General features: G+C 51.9%; 17 protein-coding genes and 2 pseudogenes. 8 read left to right on the forward strand and 11 right to left on the reverse strand.

Translation table 11 applies throughout. From position 1 onward, the window contains the following. Window positions 1-28: 28 nt before the first annotated feature. Entirely contained in the window at window positions 29-736 is a 708-nt protein-coding gene (locus tag B6A39_RS13565; protein ID WP_083006552.1) for a DUF3581 family protein, read from the reverse strand. Window positions 737-843: 107 nt separating this feature from the next. Here B6A39_RS13565 and B6A39_RS13570 point away from each other — a divergent pair, with 107 nt between their 5' ends. Beyond that, on the forward strand, window positions 844-3,807 hold the full coding sequence (locus tag B6A39_RS13570) for a hypothetical protein (RefSeq protein ID WP_083006554.1): 2,964 nt from the start codon (window positions 844-846) through the stop codon (window positions 3,805-3,807). 111 nt (window positions 3,808-3,918) lie between these two features. On the opposite strand, the gene B6A39_RS13575 is transcribed toward B6A39_RS13570, so the two are convergent. Further along, window positions 3,919-4,635, reverse strand: a complete 717-nt coding sequence (locus B6A39_RS13575; protein WP_083006556.1) for a trimeric intracellular cation channel family protein — start codon at window positions 4,633-4,635, stop codon at window positions 3,919-3,921. A gap of 90 nt (window positions 4,636-4,725) precedes the next feature. Continuing rightward, on the reverse strand, window positions 4,726-5,166 hold the full coding sequence (gene copM / locus B6A39_RS13580) for a CopM family metallochaperone (protein WP_083006558.1): 441 nt from the start codon (window positions 5,164-5,166) through the stop codon (window positions 4,726-4,728). A gap of 142 nt (window positions 5,167-5,308) precedes the next feature. Between copM and B6A39_RS13585 the strand changes: the two genes are divergently transcribed. The 5 genes and pseudogenes from B6A39_RS13585 (at window position 5,309) to B6A39_RS19150 (ending at window position 8,836) form a co-directional block, all read left to right on the forward strand. Then, window positions 5,309-5,803 carry an NfeD family protein gene (locus tag B6A39_RS13585; RefSeq protein WP_083006560.1) on the forward strand — a complete coding sequence of 165 codons (495 nt, stop codon included), beginning with the start codon at window positions 5,309-5,311 and terminating at the stop codon, window positions 5,801-5,803. 14 nt (window positions 5,804-5,817) lie between these two features. Further along, a pseudogene (locus B6A39_RS13590) lies at window positions 5,818-6,863 on the forward strand (SPFH domain-containing protein). A 736-nt stretch (window positions 6,864-7,599) separates the two neighbouring features. Then, on the forward strand, window positions 7,600-8,199 hold the full coding sequence (locus tag B6A39_RS19070) for a hypothetical protein (protein WP_232318709.1): 600 nt from the start codon (window positions 7,600-7,602) through the stop codon (window positions 8,197-8,199). A gap of 8 nt (window positions 8,200-8,207) precedes the next feature. Next, window positions 8,208-8,393 (forward strand): hypothetical protein, encoded by a 186-nt coding sequence (locus B6A39_RS19075; RefSeq protein WP_232318710.1) that lies wholly within the window; start codon window positions 8,208-8,210, stop codon window positions 8,391-8,393. A 104-nt stretch (window positions 8,394-8,497) separates the two neighbouring features. Next, on the forward strand, window positions 8,498-8,836 hold the full coding sequence (locus B6A39_RS19150) for a diguanylate cyclase (RefSeq protein ID WP_269747942.1): 339 nt from the start codon (window positions 8,498-8,500) through the stop codon (window positions 8,834-8,836). A gap of 162 nt (window positions 8,837-8,998) precedes the next feature. Here the strand turns inward: B6A39_RS19150 and B6A39_RS13605 are convergent. The 5 genes and pseudogenes from B6A39_RS13605 to B6A39_RS13625 all read right to left on the reverse strand — a co-directional run bounded on the left by B6A39_RS13605 (window position 8,999) and on the right by B6A39_RS13625 (window position 12,765). Further along, window positions 8,999-10,344 (reverse strand): annotated as a pseudogene (locus tag B6A39_RS13605) (DUF2252 family protein). 81 nt (window positions 10,345-10,425) lie between these two features. Further along, a complete protein-coding gene (locus tag B6A39_RS13610) occupies window positions 10,426-10,806 on the reverse strand; it encodes a DUF1294 domain-containing protein (protein WP_083006564.1) in 381 nt (126 codons plus the stop codon). A 30-nt stretch (window positions 10,807-10,836) separates the two neighbouring features. Further along, window positions 10,837-11,532, reverse strand: a complete 696-nt coding sequence (gene bluB, locus B6A39_RS13615; RefSeq protein WP_083006566.1) for a 5,6-dimethylbenzimidazole synthase — start codon at window positions 11,530-11,532, stop codon at window positions 10,837-10,839. 149 nt (window positions 11,533-11,681) lie between these two features. Further along, the gene (locus B6A39_RS13620) at window positions 11,682-12,209 is read right to left on the reverse strand and encodes an SAM-dependent methyltransferase (RefSeq protein WP_083006567.1); all 528 of its coding nucleotides are present in this window, start codon (window positions 12,207-12,209) and stop codon (window positions 11,682-11,684) included. Between the two features lie 67 nt (window positions 12,210-12,276). Continuing rightward, the gene (locus tag B6A39_RS13625) at window positions 12,277-12,765 is read right to left on the reverse strand and encodes a MarR family winged helix-turn-helix transcriptional regulator (RefSeq protein WP_083006569.1); all 489 of its coding nucleotides are present in this window, start codon (window positions 12,763-12,765) and stop codon (window positions 12,277-12,279) included. Between the two features lie 100 nt (window positions 12,766-12,865). Here B6A39_RS13625 and B6A39_RS13630 point away from each other — a divergent pair, with 100 nt between their 5' ends. Together B6A39_RS13630 and B6A39_RS13635 are read left to right on the forward strand one after the other, a co-directional pair. Beyond that, window positions 12,866-13,831, forward strand: coding sequence for a DMT family transporter (locus B6A39_RS13630; protein ID WP_083006571.1), 966 nt, complete (start codon window positions 12,866-12,868; stop codon window positions 13,829-13,831). 79 nt (window positions 13,832-13,910) lie between these two features. Next, window positions 13,911-14,135 (forward strand): NAD(P)H-binding protein, encoded by a 225-nt coding sequence (locus B6A39_RS13635; protein ID WP_232318713.1) that lies wholly within the window; start codon window positions 13,911-13,913, stop codon window positions 14,133-14,135. Between the two features lie 159 nt (window positions 14,136-14,294). On the opposite strand, the gene B6A39_RS13640 is transcribed toward B6A39_RS13635, so the two are convergent. The 3 genes from B6A39_RS13640 to astD all read right to left on the reverse strand — a co-directional run bounded on the left by B6A39_RS13640 (window position 14,295) and on the right by astD (window position 17,852). Further along, complete coding sequence (locus B6A39_RS13640) at window positions 14,295-14,789, reverse strand: DUF523 domain-containing protein (protein WP_232318714.1); 495 nt, start codon at window positions 14,787-14,789, stop codon at window positions 14,295-14,297. Between the two features lie 208 nt (window positions 14,790-14,997). After that, complete coding sequence (gene astB / locus B6A39_RS13645; RefSeq protein ID WP_083006575.1) at window positions 14,998-16,380, reverse strand: N-succinylarginine dihydrolase; 1,383 nt, start codon at window positions 16,378-16,380, stop codon at window positions 14,998-15,000. After that, the gene (gene astD / locus B6A39_RS13650; RefSeq protein ID WP_083006577.1) at window positions 16,377-17,852 is read right to left on the reverse strand and encodes a succinylglutamate-semialdehyde dehydrogenase; all 1,476 of its coding nucleotides are present in this window, start codon (window positions 17,850-17,852) and stop codon (window positions 16,377-16,379) included. Before astD ends, astB begins: the two co-directional genes overlap by 4 nt. Between the last annotated feature and the right edge of the window lie 57 nt (window positions 17,853-17,909).

The raw sequence follows: 17,909 nt of genomic DNA on the forward strand, positions 1-17,909 counted from the left end.
CGCCATTACGCTAACGCAACGGCGCTACTTACGCTGCCTCGTAAGCCGCCTTTAAGCGATAGAACTCATCAACAATCGCTGCCATTTCAGTCGCATCGTAATCACACAAGCCACTAACAACTAGTTTCTTCGAGCCCACCCCAACCGCTTCTCCAGCAGACTCAATCGAAAACTCAAGCAAGGCATCGGCACGCTTACCTTGAACCTCTAACGAGGAGCTCGTTAAGGCTAAGTTTGGCGAGAAACCGTCTAAGCGCTCTAAGGAAAATCCCATGCTGTCGTAAATAACCAAGGGGCGCTTGGGATTAAACATTACCCCATGCTGCTCCATCAAAGGCTTTAAATAGTGAGGAAAATTCTTACCTGAAAACGCCACATAGCAACGGGCAAATGCCTCAATAGCCGCTTCATCGTGAGTCACCTCTCCGCCACGAGTCACCTGCAGATAGCACTTGCCCCCTTCATCGCAGACAAGTAGATCACCATTCGCTTCTTCACTAAACTTGAGAGGAGTGTCAGCTCCTACCATATTGGTGAAGCGAAATTCCATTTGTCGCGACAACCCAAACTTCACCAACACCAGCGTAAATAGCAGGTCTCCAGGTACGCAAAAACGGCGCGCATCTGGATTGTGAATCGGGTTGTAATCGCCGGCCACGCCCTTGGCGAAACGGCTGGCCTGCTCAGCAGAGATCACAACATACTCTCCGCGTTGCGCGTAAAAATCCTTGAACATGGCTTTGCTGCCTGCCTAGCGTTGAAATCGAAAACCCATTACGGCCCCACGACGCGCATAATGCCATAAAACACGCGCCGACAGGAGTCATCTGCAAGGAAGCCCGTATGCCGAAAGAAAGCACTAGGTCAAAACGTCTACCCCGTATCCTGATATTCACGCTGTTAAGCGCTTTGGTAGCGGCATTAGTATGGATATTTGGCAGTACTTGGCTACTGAATAGCCAATGGTTACCCAAACGGCTTTCTCAGATTGAGGGGGTCGAAGTACGCTGGACAAATGCAAACAGCCTTCACCCAGGGCGCTGGGAAGTAGAAAACCTTTACTTGGCTCGGGAAGACAATAGTTTGCCGGTATCTGTTGAAGCTCAACGTGCAACGCTTTCGCTATCGTTACTGGCACTTCTGCGCGGTGAGCTACACATACAGGCACTCGATGCTAACGGACTTCGCCGCTTGACTGTAGGCGATATTGCTCTTGAGGCACAAGGCCAACTTCAGGTGGCAGATACCCAACTAAGTCGCGCGGCGTTAGCTGTTCCAAGTGTATCGTTGGATATCAGCCAAGGTCGCCTAACACGCCTTAGCGACCAAGCTTCGTTAGTACAAAATATCCAGTTACGCGCAGATGCATCTCTGGACAGTGTTACTACCGCGCAAATTCCCCGCGAAGAGCTCACTACTGAGCTACTCAGCGCCCTGTCGGCACAACTGACCATCGAGGCGCAAGCAGATGCTTGGGACGTATTTATGCCCTACTTAGAAGCGCTGCCCTGGCTGACACTTGATGGCCACGGCAACTTAGCGGGTGAGCTTAACCTAAGCGATGGCGAGCTACAGCGTGGTAGCGAGCTAACCTTAAATGCGCCTGAATTGCGCTTATCGGTGAACGAACAGCGTTTGAAACCGCGCGATTCAGACGAGCTGCACTGGTTGATTGCAGAAGCGCCACCTCCGTTCCACACTGCCGTTGGCGAAGGAACTGTGCGCTTGGCGGTAGAAAACGATGAGCTTAACTTTTCAACGCAGCTCATCAATGTCGTTTTGGCGGATACCCACCCTTACGCCACCAATACGCAACTTCACCTAGCGACCAGCATGCCCAATCAGCGCCTAGACCAACTAGACCTTCCCACTGGCGCCTCACTTGAACTACAGGGCGAGGTCACTCGCCTGGATATGCTTGACCGCTACTTGGCACATACATTTGACGGCCAAGGAGTTCGGCTTGCCGGTAACGGTCAAATTGAGGCTAGCGTGACACTACGTGACGCCAAGCCTTATCACGCATCGTTAGCAATTCAAGCGCCAACACTTGCGGCTAATTTACTTGATTTCACGGCTCAAGGAAGCGGCTCATTGGCCGCACAACTGTCAAACGAAGAGGCGATAGACGCGACGCTTACCTTCACTGAAGCCACCCTTATCCACCATCAACGAACGTTGATGGCGGAGGCTGCTATTACGCTGAATGCGCTTAGCCCACTGGACCCAGCGCTAGCGCGAGAAAACGCCACTGCTCGCCTTACTTGGCAATCCGCGCGTTTACCCGACATTAGCGTGTTACAAACCTATCTTAAAGCCGCCATGCCCGACCCAGCACCATTACAGTTACTTAGCGGCCAAGCGACTAGCAGTGGACGGCTCGACTTCAACACCGAGCAAATGCGCGGTGAGATCATTTTAGAAGGAGAGCAATTAGCCACCCGCTGGCAACACACCGAACAGAAGGGTGAACTGGAAAGCAACGCACAGCTTAGGTTAGCCATTCGCCAAGCGGCTTTGGACGGCACAAGGCTTGATATCAGCGGCTCACGACTACGCTGGCAAGTGGCGGATATGCAGTCTACCAACGAGCAATTAGAGAGCATTCTAGTACTCAATGACGGCCGCTTTCAGCGCAGCGCCAGTAACGGTGATGAAGATAAACCGCTCAGTGGTGAGTTTTCACTCGAAGGTAGCATTCAGCGGCTGGGATTCTTAAATATCTTTTTACCCGACGCCCATGGCTTGTCAGTTGCGGGCAACGGCCAACTGTTCGCTCAGGGGGCTTTTCGCAATGACCGTTTACTAGCCCCCACCCGCCTGCGAGTGAATGCCAATCAGCTTGAGGTGGCATTTTTAGATTATGTCGCTACGGGGCGCGGCGAACTGACGGCCCAACTCGCCACCTCTGAACAGGCCCAGCTTTCGCTTGGGATTCCCCACTTTGCGCTTATGCGACAGGACGATGACCGCCCCCATTTGGAAGGTCGCCACTTTGCCCTTACGACCGAGACTGAACGTTTTAGTGACGTGCTTGAAGCGCCAGAGCCCGATTTTTTCACTACTCGCATCGCGCTGCCTATTACGGAGGTGCCCGACTTCACTCGCTATAACCGTTATTTACCTGAAAATGCCGGGGTTACCTTATTGGGCGGCCAAGCCAGCCTAACCAGCGAATGGCTACTGGATGGACTTACCGCTCAGGGAGACATGACACTACGTGCATTTGGCGCCGAACTAGCGCTACTTGATCAGCAACTAAAGGGCGATGTTGAATTACACCTGCAACTCACCGAAGGTGATCTAGAAACACGGCGCTTCAACGCCAATGACTCGTTCCTGCGTCTTGAAAACGTCTTCCGGCAAAGCTCGGAAGGTGCACAAGATGCGGGCTGGTGGGTGCAGCTAACAATGGAAGAAGCACAACTTGAGTGGGATGACCCCATCAGTTTAACCAGCCAACTGCGCCTTGGCATGCGTGACACAGGGCTATTGGCGCGGCTCTTCTTAGCCCGCGCCAGGCAAAGTGACTGGCTGGGGCGGTTATTAAACGTACATGGCATTAACGGTAACGCGCAGCTTCAGATCAACGGCGAACGCATACGCCTACATAACCTCACGCTTACCGGCGGTCCACTTTTACTGCTTTCAGATGTCACATTATCCGACAAAAGCGCCAATGGTGCGCTCTACGCACACCTTGGCGCACTAGGGATAGGCGTAGAGCTGATCGACAGCGAACCCACGTTAAAGGTACTGCAACCAAGACGCTGGTTTGATCGCTGGCGAGAAGCTAATGCGTTTTAAAAATAAACGAAAGAGAAAATAGCGACGAAAAAAAGAAGCTAGGAAAGAAAAGAGGTTAGGAAGGAAAAGAACGCCCTCCTTTAGCGTTATAGTCAAAGGAAGGCTGCTGGGCTAACGCTTTTTACGCTCTCGCCGGATCATCCGTACCCGCTCTTTGGCTTTCTGAGGGGTTGATAGCGGTGCCGAAGCCTCATCTTGCGTTTTCGGTGGTAGAGTTACCCAAGCAAATACCGGTAGCGCTAGGTGCCAGTGAATCGCCGCTAGGCGCAACCCGAGAGTCACTGTTAAGGCGGCTGCAATCGCAACAGTTAGTGGTGCTTCTAACGCATCGAACGCCACGTACACAATGCCACCCGCCAGGGCTGCCGTTGCATAGATCTCTTCACGGAGCACCATGGGCACTCGCTGGGCTAGCACATCACGAATCATGCCACCTGCCACACCGGTCATCATACCCATTAATACCGCCACAACGCCGGATGTGCCCAGCAGCAGTGCTTTATGAGTGCCGATGACAGTAAAAAGTGCCAGCCCAAACGCATCAGCAACGGGTAGAAAGCCGCGAGAAAGGCGATGAATATAGTGAAACCCCACCAAGGACACACCGACTGTGGCTAATATCACCCACAAATAGGTCGGATCAGTCACCCAGAAGACCGGGCGAACGCCTAGCACCAAATCCCTGAGCGTGCCGCCGCCAATACCGGTCACCGCCGCCAGCACCAACATACCGAAGGGATCCATTCGCGAACGGCAGGCCAAAATCACACCTGACAAGGCAAATACGATGACACCCGCCATATCCAACCAGTAAATCACACCCGACACGCGGCTCTCCTTGGAGACATGCTTAATAAGGCGAGCAGGATAGCACTCCTGTGAATACTCGGCTCATCGCTAGGGTAATGAAATCACTAATTAGTAGCCGTTCTGTTCCAACCATTCGCGAAGGAAGGCAATTTCACTCTCTTGAGCTGCAACAATATCCTCCGCTAATTGGCGAATTTCAGGATCTTCACCATACTCCAGCACAATCTCTGCCATGGCGATGGCGCCCTCATGATGGGGAATCATGCCTTTGGCGAAATCTACATCCGGGTCGCCCGTAAATGACATAGCCATATCTTCATGCATACGATCATTGGCAGCTTGATAAGCGTTAACAGCTGGGCTATCACGCTGCTCCAGAACCGAAGCACTATGGTGGCCATGGCCCACTTGGTGGTTATCACTGTTATGGTGGTCAGCAAAAAGGGAGGGAGTCGCCGTCAAGCCCACCACGGCGCAAGCACCCACTGCTACTTTCAAAGGACTAAACAACCGCGCATTAGCTAACTTAAACTTTGCATCATCGAGCATCACAGCAACTCTCCTGACGAGTGATAAAAGCACGAAACCGTAAAGCTTAGAGTGTAAAACCTATAGGCAGCACACAGGTCAATATGCGTCGAGTAGGTTACGCTAGTGGACAACTTCAACCACAGACTGCATGGGAGCACACATGGACTGGAATCCTGCTTATACTTGGCTGGTGATTGCCCTGTTGCTAAGTCTTGCAGAATTAACCTCTGGTGCAATGTTACTGCTTGCACTGGGAATTGCTGCAGCGCTAACCGCTGCGGTAACTGCACTGGGATTATCACTGCCCTGGCAGTTGCTTAGCATGGGGATTTTCGCAGGTGTCTTAGTACCTTTGGGCGTTATGGTAATTCGCCCGCGCTTCTCGCCAAAAGGCGTTGCCTACGGCACGACCGGTACAGGCGTTGAAAAAGGTAACCACTACAAAACGCTGGTTCGCGACTTTGACAACGCAACCGGCATTATAGTGAACGGTGATTTTTACCGTTTACGTCTTATCGAGAGCGGTGAGACCGAACTGCCACCAGGAACACGAGTCATCTTTAAACGCTTTGAAGGTACAACGGCCTTAGTGACGCTGACACCTTCATCAGGCGCTAGCCCCCAGGATGCAATTTCCCCACGCAAGGAGCCATAAACATGAATAATCTCATGGATTTATCAATTAGCCCAGGCCTGATCATCAGCCTGATTATTGTCGTTATTGGCGTGCTCATCATCTCAAAAGGATTGGTCATTGTTCGCCAATCAGAAGTGATGGTGATTGAACGACTAGGTTCCTTTCATCGCGTGCTTGAAAGCGGCATCAATATCATTATTCCGTTTATTGAGCAGCCACGCGCGATCACGATGTTGCGTTATCGCAAGATGGGCGAAGATTACACAGCGATTACCAGCGATGAAATCCGTATTGACCGCCGTGAAACGGTCATGGACTTCCCTGGCCAACCGGTCGTCACCACGGATAACGTCACCGTGAGAATCAATGGTGCTCTTTACTATCAAATTATCGACCCTAAACGGGCTGTCTATGAAGTAGAGAATATGAGTCAAGCCGTCGAGGTCTTAGCGAAAACCACACTTCGCTCAGTGGTCGGTAAAATGGAACTAGATAAACTGTTTGAGTCTCGTGCCGAAGTTAACAATGAAATCCAGGCAGCGATGGAAGAGCCCGCTTCCAAGTGGGGTGTCAAAATATCCCGGTAGAGGTGCAAGATATCGCCATGCCAGAAGAGGTGGAGTCTGCAATGCGCCTGCAGATGGCCGCTGAGCGTAAACGCCGCGCGACAGTGACAGAAGCAGAAGGTGAAAAATCTGCGGCCATTGCAATGGCTCAAGGCCAGCGTGAATCAGCCATTCTTAACGCCCAGGGTGATAAAGAGTCGGCAATTTTACGCGCTCAAGGTGAGCAGGAATCCATTAAGCTCGTGCTTAGCGCCATCGGCGACAGCGAAGAGAACAAGCGCACCGTGGTGGGCTATCTACTTGGCCAAAGCTATATCAAAGGGCTCCCCAACATGGCGAAAGATGGTGAGCGGGTATTCGTGCCTTACGAATCCTCTGCTCTACTGGGGTCAATGGGCATGTTCCGTGAAATGGCGGGATCACCTGAAGATACTGTCGCTAATCATTTAAAAAATCGCAACAGCAGCGAGAACGGCTTTCGCAGTGGCATCGTCGGCGGCGCATCCACTTAACATGCTAGTTCAATAATACGGCGCTGGTTGCTATTTCAATCAGCTACGCAAAACTTGCCAAGGCTGGGCCAGCAGAGGCTCAGTCTCCTTATCTCCTTCTCTCCTTCTCTCCTTATCTCCTTCTCTCCTTCTCTCCTTCTCTCCTTCTCTCCTTCTCTCCGAAACATTTCTTAACGTTGAAGGAACTACCATCGCCTTAGGCATATTTTTAGTTAAACTGGGAAGATGCTTTAGTGTTTGCCTCATGTGCGCCTCAATCAGCTCTCAGGCTTTGATTGAAGTACTTATCAGCAGAGGGATCATAATCAGGAGATTAGACGTTCATCATGCTGCCTCGTTGGCTTGCCATACGTCATTGCACTCAGCTGCTCCTTATACTGACCACGCTTGTGATGCTTCCAAGTGGGCTTTTCGCTGCTTCCCCGCCACAACCACTGCAAAGTTGGGAGTATCGCTGGGGCGACTCTCCACAGGATTCAAATAGCCATCCACGTTGGCTACAAAGCACTACAGCAGAATGGCAAACCATTGATTCCCCTCCAACCCGCCCGGCCGCGAGGGGCACGAGCATCTCTGGTTACGCACAACACTGCCCGCTGGCGACTGGAACGACCCTGTTCTCTTTATTACCAGCATTAACCTTATCGGGCAGGTTTATCTGGGCGACGAACTCATCTATCAATACGGCGAGTTTGACGATCAGGGAAAAGGAGACTTTGCTGGCTGGCCGTGGCATATGATCGATTTACCCGACGATGCCGCCGGGCAACCACTCACCTTTCGACTCTATTCGTACTACACCAGCATTGGCTTATGGGGCCAAGTCCAGGTAATGGAGCGTATTGATGTACTGAAACAAGTCATTCATGACTCTGCTCAAGATCTTGGCGTGAGTGCACTGGTAATGGTACTAGCGATCCTGGCGGCTATTTTCGCTTTGATAGGACCGCAGCGCCAAGGCTTCGGTGCCATTGCGCTTTTTGCCTTTGCCTCAGGGCTAATGTTGCTTGCTGAAACGCCAGCTCGCCAGCTAATTTCAGATGGCGCTCTGGGTTGGGACATGCTGCGCGCCGGAAGTTACTATACCCTGCCAGTGGCATTGGGGTTGCTACTCAGCGACTGGCTGGAAGGCACTGCAAAACGGTGGATAACACGGTTATGGGTTATCCACTCAATATACCTCGTTTTCGCTATGAGTTTGGTGCAGCTTGGTGTCATCAGCCTTTCACTCACGTTTCCCATCTTTGACGTAATGCTAGCCATCACACTTCCTATGATGCTGGTGCTCGCACTGATGCGCTTTCAACGGTTGACGCTCGAACAGCGGCTACTGTAGTGAGCTTTATGTTTTATGCACCATTGCTGCTAGCCGATATGATTGTTGCCCACGGCTTTGTGACCTGGCGCAGCGTTCCATTGAGCTATGGCACGTTAGCTTTCGCTGTCGCAAACGCTGCTATTTTTCTATGGCATTATCGCCACACTCAACAACAGCTTGCGCTAGCGAATGAAACCCTTGAGCACAAGTAGCGTCCCGTACTGCTGACCTTGACCGACTCGTTCAGGAGTTAGATAGCTATCCCGCAAAGATCCTTTAACGGGCTGCATAATCGTCGTCATTTCGACACCCGCATATGAGCACCAGTGCCAGCAGGTACACAGCATACCAGCCAACTCTCTATACTCATGCTGGATGTGGACTATTTCAAACAGATAACGACGATTTTGGTCATGATGCAGGAGACGCCGTTTTGGTAGAGATTTCACGGCTGCTGCGACAACACCTACGCGATCTCGACGTCATCTGCCGCTTCGGAGGGGAGGAATTTGTTGCCTTGCTGCCTGAAACATCGCGAATTGCTGCCGAATCCAGGCAAAAGCGCTACTGCTATCCATCTCAAAGACAGCATTTGCTCATCAGAATTACCGCTCCGGCAAATAACGCTTTCCTGCGGCATAGCCACTTACCCTGATCACACCCAAGACCCAAAAAGTTGCTTCGACTTGCCGACGAGCACTTTATCAAGCAAAACACAGCGGGCGAAACCGCTGTGTTATTTGGGAAGACTCCTTGAAGATCAAGGCTTTTTATTCAGTAAACAGCAGACCGCTATGAACACGGTTGGCCTGGTTTGTTAAGCAGCATCTGTCTTCAAAAAGTGCTCCACAAACACTTGGTAGTCTTGAGATACACAGTCGGCATAGGCAATTGCTAGAGTCGACACCACCTCAATAAACTGCGCTTCGCGACTTCTAAACGCTGGCATACTGCGTTGGCAAATGGTGCTGAATGACCACGTGATGGCCTGGGCACCGCGCAGATGCTCACGTGCGAGAATTTCACCCCATTGGCTCGCTAGCTTGCGGTAAGACTCCCCCTGAAAGCTTGTGAGTAGCCATGTCTTTTTAAACGGGAGCGCTCTCGAACCGGAAAAAACTTTCCATTCATGGTCAAGCCAACCCAAGTAGGCATCTGGGTGTCTGCAATGGCATGAAATGCCGCTGCATGGCGAATGCCTTCATTAGGAAATAGCTTTCGCCACGCCTGTTGATGGGCCTTATTCATTAGGCCATAAGCTTCCGGGGTTACTTGCTCTTTAACATCTAAGATAACGTCGTCGTGTTCATGATCCGCACCGCCCTCGATCAAAACGTAATAACGCTCCACACCTAACGAGCCCGTTCCCGCATCCAGGCGGCGAGCGGTGTCTTTTACACGAAAGTGCTTTGGGTCGTTCTCTTTGATCGGATGCTGTAACGTTTGTTGATACTCTTGCTCAATCAAACGACGCAGCTGGCTGGCGACATCTGCTGGTAAGTTCGCAAGCTTCCCAGAACGTTCAGCGAACACACGCCCTTTCTGACTATCGAGGGTTGTCCATTTTTCCAACATGCGCGCCCGACTCTGCTTATCGGCGACGTTGCTCATGAAAGGCTTGAGTGGGCCTTTGGCACTATCCAGAGTCACCGCATCAATGGGCTGCTCTTCAGCAAGAATACCGTTATCTAGAGTTCCTTGGGTATAAGTAGCTAGCGTGTGGATGTACCCCTTTAACAGCTTTTTCAGTGCTTTGTCAGTCGCTTTAGAACTTAGCCCTGCGTTTTCACGGCTGTCCAGTACCACGCTGATCGCCAGCCGCCATACATCGTATTGATAGTCACCTATCAATGCGTCATCGAAGTCATCCATACCGTAGCGCACTTGGTCGTCGTGGTGTCCATAAGCGCCGAAATTATAAACGTGCGCATCACCTTGAAGCCACGTTTGGGTATTAGGCCATCCACCAAATAGCGCAAAGCGCCAGTCATGCCAAACGTCTTGCCAATACAAGTGATTAGTTCCACGAAAGAATCGGTAGGGAGACACGGCCATTTTGGCGTACTTTGCTTGGCGGTGCGCTGCATTGAGCGGCGAATTCACCTGCTGAATTGCCTCAATCACTTGTTGTGGGCGGTTATGCCCGGTTAATGCATGGCTCATCGCGGTGCCTTTATCGGTGCGTAAAAAGCAGTCTGCTATTAGCGTAGGCGATAAACGTTAACAGAATAAGTCATTCACAAATTATGCCCATGCCCAGCTAACTAGCGCCGCCAGGTTAATCAGCACCGTCATCCAGAATACACGCCTGAAAGCGCGCTTTTGTGTTTTGTGGCGAAGCCATTGCTGTGCAACCATTGCCCCAGGCCAGCCGCCCAATAGTGACAACACATGCAAGGTATTTTCGGAAATCCGCTGCGCGTTTTTTTGTGCAGCGGATTTATCTAATGCATAGGCAAGACATGTCACCACGCTGACCGCTAGGTAGATGAACAGCAACCACATGGGTAGCTTTTCGATGACGACCGCGGCGGCCAGTAGCGCGAAAAATATCAGCGTTATTAACAGTGACCGACTCGCGGTGCCTTTCATGTGCCGAGGAGAGCTAGCCTTTCTATTCAACATGAGTGTTTTGCTCCTTTCCTTGAGCCTCAATTATTCTAAAGCAGTTAGAAGCGGGCTTTCTGCCAACGAACCGCCCCAGCCATCACGATGCACCAATTCATTTAATGAAAGCCGAGAGCGCCACCCTTTTGCTTCCAGCTCGGGCTGATCTAAAAACTCGCTGACATAGCCAAGGCAAAGATAAGCCAATGGATAAACATGTTCAGGCAACTTCAACGCCGTGCTCAGTTGATCTTGATCGAGAATACTAACCCAGCCAACGCCAATGCCCTCTGCCCGCGCTGCCAGCCAGAGGTTTTGCACGGCTAGACATGTGCTGAATAGGTCGGTATCCACAATGCTATTGCGCCCTAGCACATGGGGGCCTCCCCGGCTGCGATCACAAGTAATGCAGAGGTTAATCGGGCTTTCTAAAATGCCTTGTAGTTTCAAACCCTGGTAGCGCTCCTTGCGTTCTCCCTCAAACCGCTCAGCGGCTTTTTGGTTTTCTCGCTCGAACATCGCCACTATCGCCGCTCTCACCTCGCGGCTTTCGATCACAATAAAATCCCAGGGCTGCATAAAGCCAACCGAAGGAGCGTGGTGGGCAGCCTTCAGCAGTCTTGCCAAAATATCGGGTGCAATAGGGTCAGGTAAAAACTGCGAGCGCACATCGCGTCGTTCATAAATGGCGCGGTATAGTCCGTGCTTCTCAGCATCTGAAAAGTAGTGGTTCGGAGTACTCATTAGGAGTCAGGCCTTTGATAATACAAATATAAGTGCAGCCTACCCCAGAACCTCGCTGCGTTCATGAATAGAGCAATACAGAGTTAGATTCCAAGCAGCGGTGAGTCATGTGATCTGGAATACACGCTCTATCAACGGCCATATACCTGCTAACGCCCCAGCCCGCCAACATCACCGGCCAGGGCGAACGCATCCTTAAAAAGCGCCAGGATGTCAGAATAGGCGTGTATCGATAAATCTCCTCGTCCCATTTTTGCCCAGCTGTCATCTGGCCCCATGAAATGGCCACAGAATACACCGCCCTTTAATAGTGAGTGCGTAAGGTTTTGCCAAGCACTGGCAAATAGCCCAGGGGCACAAAAAAACAGACTTGAGCATGCGTTAATGAGCGCAGTTTTTGGGTACACAAATCTCTCAAAGCAGGACACTTTAGGAAATAGAGTTTGATTAATATAACGCCCTCCAATCTCCTCCAGACGCGCTATCGCTTTATCGCTCTTATCAAAGGCATGCACTGAATAGCCGTGTTCTATCATGAATAGTGCATCGCGCCCTGCTCCGCAGCCTGCATCAACGGCAACCCTATGCAAGGTAGTGTCCACAACGCCAAGCGCTCGCTTTAATGGCGGATAAACCGCAGCGCTGAGTGACTTTTCGAGATATGTTTGCTCGCTCATTCCAACACCTCAACACTTTTATAAGTGAGCGCAACATATATCGATGTGTAAGCGATTATGGCACATATTACTGTTGCTCCAATCCCGCTAAAAACTGCTTCAGCAGAGCATCTAATTGCGCCAGTTGTTCTTCACTTAAGCCGCTAGTGAGCTGCGCCTGAGCTTCCACATGAGCGGTAACCGCCTCATCAATCAATTCAAAACCACGCTGTGAAAGAGAGATCAAAAAACCGCGCCCATCCTCTGGGTTTTTGACCCGCTCAATCAAACCAGCCTTTTCCAACAGATTGATACGATGAGTCATGGTGCCAGAGGTCACCATCGTGGAAGCCATCAACCCCCCTGGCGACAACGCAAATGGGGGGCCTTCTCGACGAAGGGTCGCCAAAACGTCAAAGCTTGCACCGTTCAGCCCGTACTTTGTCCAGGTTTTTTCTAGTTCACGGTTTAAGCAGTAGTTCAGTCGCTTAATCCGTCCTAGTGTGGCCATCGGTGCAACATTAAGGTCAGGCCTTTCCTGCCGCCACTGATTAAGAATGCTATCCACATGATCCATAGAAGTACTGCGCTCCAAATTATCGTTCCGCCCATTTATCTTGACGTCAAGAAATCTGGCATATATCTTGATATCAAGACATTAATCGAGAGCGTATCTGATGACATTATCAAACACAATTGCAACACACTCACCAAAAAGGGTCTGGCTTGCTCCACTGATTTACCTACTATCAGGTGGAGCACTACTTGGCCTATCGACAAATTTGGCTAAACTTGCCGGGGAAATGCAGCTATCAGCACTCGCGTTTCTGTTTTGGTCAATCACCGGGGCTGCGTTAATTCTGTTGACCATTTCAGCACTTCGCGGTCATTTACCGCCTATTAGCTTTCGCTCGGTTGAGTACTACTCAGTATCCGCTCTGCTTGGCGTGGCTGGCTCTAACTTGATCTTTTTCTCCGCTATCCCACATGTGGGAGCTGGGTTCGTTGCGCTGATCATTACGCTACCGCCGCTGCTCACCTATGTTGGTGCGCTGTTATTGAAAATAGAAAAATTTCAATTTATTCGAGCGGCTGGCGTTATGTCAGCGCTGTTGGGTGCCATCACCTTAGCAGCCAGTAAGCTATCTTCGCCTGATGCCAATCACTTATGGATCCTCATTGCCCTAGCTGGGCCAGTGCTATTAGCCATCGGCAACGTTTACCGAACATTACGCTGGCCTGAAGGCGTATCCAGCGATGCGCTAGCCCCCGGCATGCTCATCGCCGCCGTTGTAATCCTGTTAGGAGTAGGGTTTTTACCGGGTTTTTCATTAAATGTTCCAACTCAACACCACTTGCCCATCATTCTGATTGCGCTCCAAGCGCTAGTGTTCGCTGGCCAGTTCTTACTACTGTTCCTGCTGCAGAAAAGCGGTGGCCCTGTGTTCCTGAGCTTACTGGGTTCCGTTGGCGCTGTCGTGGGGGTGCCTGTTGCTATCTTCCTCCAGGGAGAAGCCGCCCCTGAGGGCTTACTACTAGGCATCGTATTAATTGGCGCAGGTGTTTTCCTGCTCAACATTGGCAAAGCCAATCCGCTTCCTAGCGCTGATCAAATCAACAACAACCCATCCAAGATTAACTAAGCCTAGATTAACTAAATCAAGGAATAACTATCATGAAAATCGCGATATTGGTGCCGCAGGCGACGCTGGAACACGCCTTATGAGTGAAGCGTTAACACGAGGACATCACGTCACTGGCGTAGTAGGAACTGAAAATCAGCGTAATAAGCTGCCTGCTGAGGCAAACTACTGTGTCGCCGGTATATCAGACCCGCGCCAACTAACGCAGGTGGTTGAGGGCCAAGATTTACTGATCAGCGCTGCTCGTCCCTGGAAAACGGACAGGCACCTTTCGTCTTGGCTCGGACACTCTTGTCATGGATAAGAACGGAGAATCGCGCATTTCAATGGAGGATTTTGCGGTGGCGATGCTTGATGAAGCAGAAACGCCAAAACATATTCAACAAGCATTTACCGTAGGATATTAAGCCGATAAGACGCGGTACACCGAGTGCTAGGGAGCCTCTGGTTAGCTCTCAACGCTTTAATCACCATGTGTAGCAAGGAGCGCTTGATTAGCTTCCGCTATTTCATGCTGATTAAACACGCGAATACCATGCTGGCGGAGTAGTGCGGCAGTTACTCCCATGCCAGGCACTTTTTTACCGGAAAAACTACCATCATAGATAGCGGAACTTCCGCATGATGGGCTAAATTCAGCGAGTACCGCGACGTTTATATTAAATTTAAGGCATAAATCTAGAGCAACGGAAGCCCCCGCCAAAAACTCGGCAGTGACATTGGCTCCCTCTTTTTCAATCACATCGGCTTCGCCATTTATTACACTCTGACCACTGCCTTCAAAAATCTCTGCAGGCTGTCTGGGAATACTCATCCCCGCCTCAACCTCAGGGCAGACAGAAACGATTCGCCTTTCAGAATGCCACTGCTCAATAATCTGGTCAGCCACGGGAAGGGCTCCACCATCATAGCGAACCTTTTTCCCTAAAAGGCAGGCACTCATTAATACTTTTTTCAAAATACCGATCTCTAGTTTTGGTGGTTAGTCGTTAGAGCACTTAGCGAATACTAACACTCCCCTCCTGACCACTCCCCCTGAGCCGCGAACATTGCGGGTGCGCTGTAGGTTTACCACGCACTACCAAATATTTGAAGCCAATCCGTTGCAGTCATATACGATTAACGCCAAGGCTGTGCCTTGGCGTTTTTGCTGGGTGTACTTCTTATTACCCCAACTGAAACGGGTAAACTGATCCCACTTTTAGCAATTGCGTCAGCTCATCTAACGCCGTGAGCACTTCTGTGGCGAGCTTAGGGTCGGCCAGGTCATCTGCCGCGAGGTGATCACGGTAGTGACGGTTGACCCAAGCAGTCAGATCATCGTACAGCGCATCATTCATCAACACGCGGCCTGTCAACGCTGCCTGTTCAGCTTCCGATAAAGCTACACGCAGGCGCAGGCAGGCAGGGCCACCGCCGTTGCGCATGCTCTGTTTAACATCTTTAACAACCACATCGCTAATCGGATTATTGCCGGCCAGAATAAAGTCCTGGATCGTGCGCCAAACCGCGTCACGCTCTTGGCATTCGCTGGGCACGACCAGCGTCATGGTGCCATCCGGGTTGGAAAGGAGCTGGGAGTTAAACAGGTACGACGCTACCGCATCTTCCATGCTCACCGCATCTAGCGACACCCGCACGGGAATCAGTGGTGTGGACATTTTGCTACGCAGCTCATCTAAGGTGCGCGCTTCATCCAAAAAGGCCATTTCGTGATAGAGCAATACGGGGCCATTACCCACGGCAATGACATCGTTGTGAAAGACCCCCGCATCGATAGCATCCGGATGCTGCTGAGCAAACACCGTTTGTGCATCCTTTAGCCCGTGCTGGCGAGCCACTGCTTGGCTGGCTTCCAAGGTTTGCCGAGCAGGGAAGCGTTTTGGCTCACGCTCGCCGCTACGCACGTCACCAAATGCTTGGCGACCATACACAAAAAGGTGAACGCCTGGCTCGCCGTGTTCACCGCATAGCCGGGTGTGATTGGCCGCGCCCTCATCAGAAAAAGCAGGCGTTGCTGGCAGTACAGGGTGATGAGCAAAGTGCTGCTCATCATGGAAAATAGCCTGCAGCACACGGCCGGTGGTTTGCGGCTCTAGGTAGCGATGAAAACTGGACTGCAGGTTAGCCGGTGTAAAATGCACTCGGCGGTCAGGCGCATCAACACTTGGGGTAACGGTGCCTGCGTTGGCCGTCCACATACTGGAAGCTGAGCAGACCGCCCTCAGCAGTTGGGGTGCCTCTTTGGCGGCACGGTTCAGCACATCGCTATTGCTACCGCTGAAGCCTAAATCCCGTAATGCGCCCACATCAGGACGCTGTTGAGGGGGCAACACGCCCTGAGCGTAGCCAGCGTCCATCAGTGACTTCATTTTCAGAAGCCCTTGCAGTGCGCCCTCTTTAGGGTTGGACACCAGACCACCATGACTCATCGACGCCACGTTGCCATGAGCCAGCCCGGAGTAGTTGTGGGTGGGCCCTACCAAGCCGTCAAAATTAACTTCTCTGACGCTGTTATTAACCACGTTACTATTCACCACGTCGCTCATAGGTTGACTCCTGGCGGCAGCGTTTCCGGCATTTCCAAGCTATCGGCCTCCATCGACGCCACTGGATAAGCGCAGTAGTCCGCCGCATAGTAAGCGCTGGGGCGGTGGTTACCGCTGTCGCCTACGCCACCAAAGGGGGCGTCACCAGAAGCCCCTGTGGTTTGGCGGTTCCAGTTCACGATGCCCGCACGAATGCGCAGCAGGAAGTCGTCCCAGTCAGCTTTATCACCACCGATGAGTCCTGCAGACAAGCCGTAGCGTGTATCGTTGGCAAGGGCTAACGCTTCATCCCAATCACTGTAACGATGGATTTTCAGCAGTGGGCCGAAATGTTCTTCATCGGGCACGTCCAACCCTGTGACATCAATCAGCGCCGGGCTTAACAGGCTGGTGTTCTCTTTAAGGCGCTGCATCCGGTTAATTACCGTACCGCCCAGGGCTTCCAGCTCGTCTTGCGCCTTAAGCAAGCCATCGGCAGCCGCCACGCTGACCAAGCCGCCATAGAACGGCGCCGCCGGTGCTTCTTCAAATTGCCCTGCCACGTGTAGCTTGGCAATAGCGTCGGAAAGCGCGTCGATCAGGCGATCGCCAACGTCCCCTTGCGGCACCATCAAGCGGCGGGCGCAGGTGCAGCGCTGACCACCGGATAAAAACGCCGACTGCAGAATAGTCAGTACAGCAGCACGCTCATCGTCGACATCCTTCACCACCAGCGGGTTGTTGCCGCCCAATTCCAGCGCCAGGATTTTATCCAACTGCCCAGCAAACTGCTGCTGCAACATGCCACCCACCTTAGCGCTACCCGTAAACAGCAGGCCGTCAATGCCGGGGTGCGCTGCCAAGGCTTGGCCTACAGAGACACCCCCCTGAACTAAGTTAATCACCCCTGCAGGCAGCCCTGCCTCTACCCAGCATTGCAGGGTTAAATCGGCGGTCAGCGGGGTTTGGTCGCTAGGCTTAAACACCACGGTATTACCGGCAAGCAACGCGGGCACCATATGGCCATTGGGCAGGTGGCCGGGGAAGTTGTAGGGGCCAAAGACCGCCATGACACCGTGGGGGCGATGGCGCAGTACGGCTTTCGCACTACCCACTTCTTTTTCCCGCTCACCAGTACGCTCATGATAAGCCTTGATAGATAAGGCCACCTTACCGACCATCGCGCCGACTTCAGTTCGTGCTTCCCAAAGCGGCTTGCCGGTCTCAGAGGCAATTGCTATCGCTAACTCTTCACGACGGGCGGTAAGTACATCAACAAAACGCTCAACAAGTGCTTGGCGCTGCGCAAACGTAGTGCGCGCCCATTCAGGGAAAGCCTCACGCGCGGCATCGATAGCGGCGCTAACCTGTGCGTTTGAGGCCGAAGCACCTTGCCAAAGCAGAGTTCCCGCAACTGGGTCGTGCTTTGTGACGGTGTCGGCATCGCCCGTTACCCAGGCGCCGTTAATCAGTTGCTGCTGTTGAGCGTGCATGTTTATCTCCTTCCCAGATGCGTGCTTGTTGTGCGAGCTTGTTATGTATATTTATTT

The organism is Halomonas sp. GT (assembly GCF_002082565.1).
Classification (GTDB): Bacteria; Pseudomonadota; Gammaproteobacteria; order Pseudomonadales; family Halomonadaceae; genus Vreelandella.

What these genes read in the sequence shown, in the direction of transcription:
- B6A39_RS13565 (WP_083006552.1), bottom strand. Translation starts at nt 736, where the DNA reads ATGTTCAAGGATTTTTACGCGCAACGCGGAGAGTATGTTGTGATCTCT.
- B6A39_RS13570 (WP_083006554.1), top strand. Translation starts at nt 844, where the DNA reads ATGCCGAAAGAAAGCACTAGGTCAAAACGTCTACCCCGTATCCTGATA.
- copM (WP_083006558.1), bottom strand. Translation starts at nt 5,166, where the DNA reads ATGCTCGATGATGCAAAGTTTAAGTTAGCTAATGCGCGGTTGTTTAGT.
- B6A39_RS13585 (WP_083006560.1), top strand. Translation starts at nt 5,309, where the DNA reads ATGGACTGGAATCCTGCTTATACTTGGCTGGTGATTGCCCTGTTGCTA.
- B6A39_RS19070 (WP_232318709.1), top strand. Translation starts at nt 7,600, where the DNA reads ATGATCGATTTACCCGACGATGCCGCCGGGCAACCACTCACCTTTCGA.
- B6A39_RS19075 (WP_232318710.1), top strand. Translation starts at nt 8,208, where the DNA reads ATGTTTTATGCACCATTGCTGCTAGCCGATATGATTGTTGCCCACGGC.
- B6A39_RS19150 (WP_269747942.1), top strand. Translation starts at nt 8,498, where the DNA reads ATGAGCACCAGTGCCAGCAGGTACACAGCATACCAGCCAACTCTCTAT.
- B6A39_RS13610 (WP_083006564.1), bottom strand. Translation starts at nt 10,806, where the DNA reads ATGTTGAATAGAAAGGCTAGCTCTCCTCGGCACATGAAAGGCACCGCG.
- bluB (WP_083006566.1), bottom strand. Translation starts at nt 11,532, where the DNA reads ATGAGTACTCCGAACCACTACTTTTCAGATGCTGAGAAGCACGGACTA.
- B6A39_RS13620 (WP_083006567.1), bottom strand. Translation starts at nt 12,209, where the DNA reads ATGAGCGAGCAAACATATCTCGAAAAGTCACTCAGCGCTGCGGTTTAT.
- B6A39_RS13625 (WP_083006569.1), bottom strand. Translation starts at nt 12,765, where the DNA reads ATGGATCATGTGGATAGCATTCTTAATCAGTGGCGGCAGGAAAGGCCT.
- B6A39_RS13630 (WP_083006571.1), top strand. Translation starts at nt 12,866, where the DNA reads ATGACATTATCAAACACAATTGCAACACACTCACCAAAAAGGGTCTGG.
- B6A39_RS13635 (WP_232318713.1), top strand. Translation starts at nt 13,911, where the DNA reads ATGAGTGAAGCGTTAACACGAGGACATCACGTCACTGGCGTAGTAGGA.
- astB (WP_083006575.1), bottom strand. Translation starts at nt 16,380, where the DNA reads ATGAGCGACGTGGTGAATAGTAACGTGGTTAATAACAGCGTCAGAGAA.
- astD (WP_083006577.1), bottom strand. Translation starts at nt 17,852, where the DNA reads ATGCACGCTCAACAGCAGCAACTGATTAACGGCGCCTGGGTAACGGGC.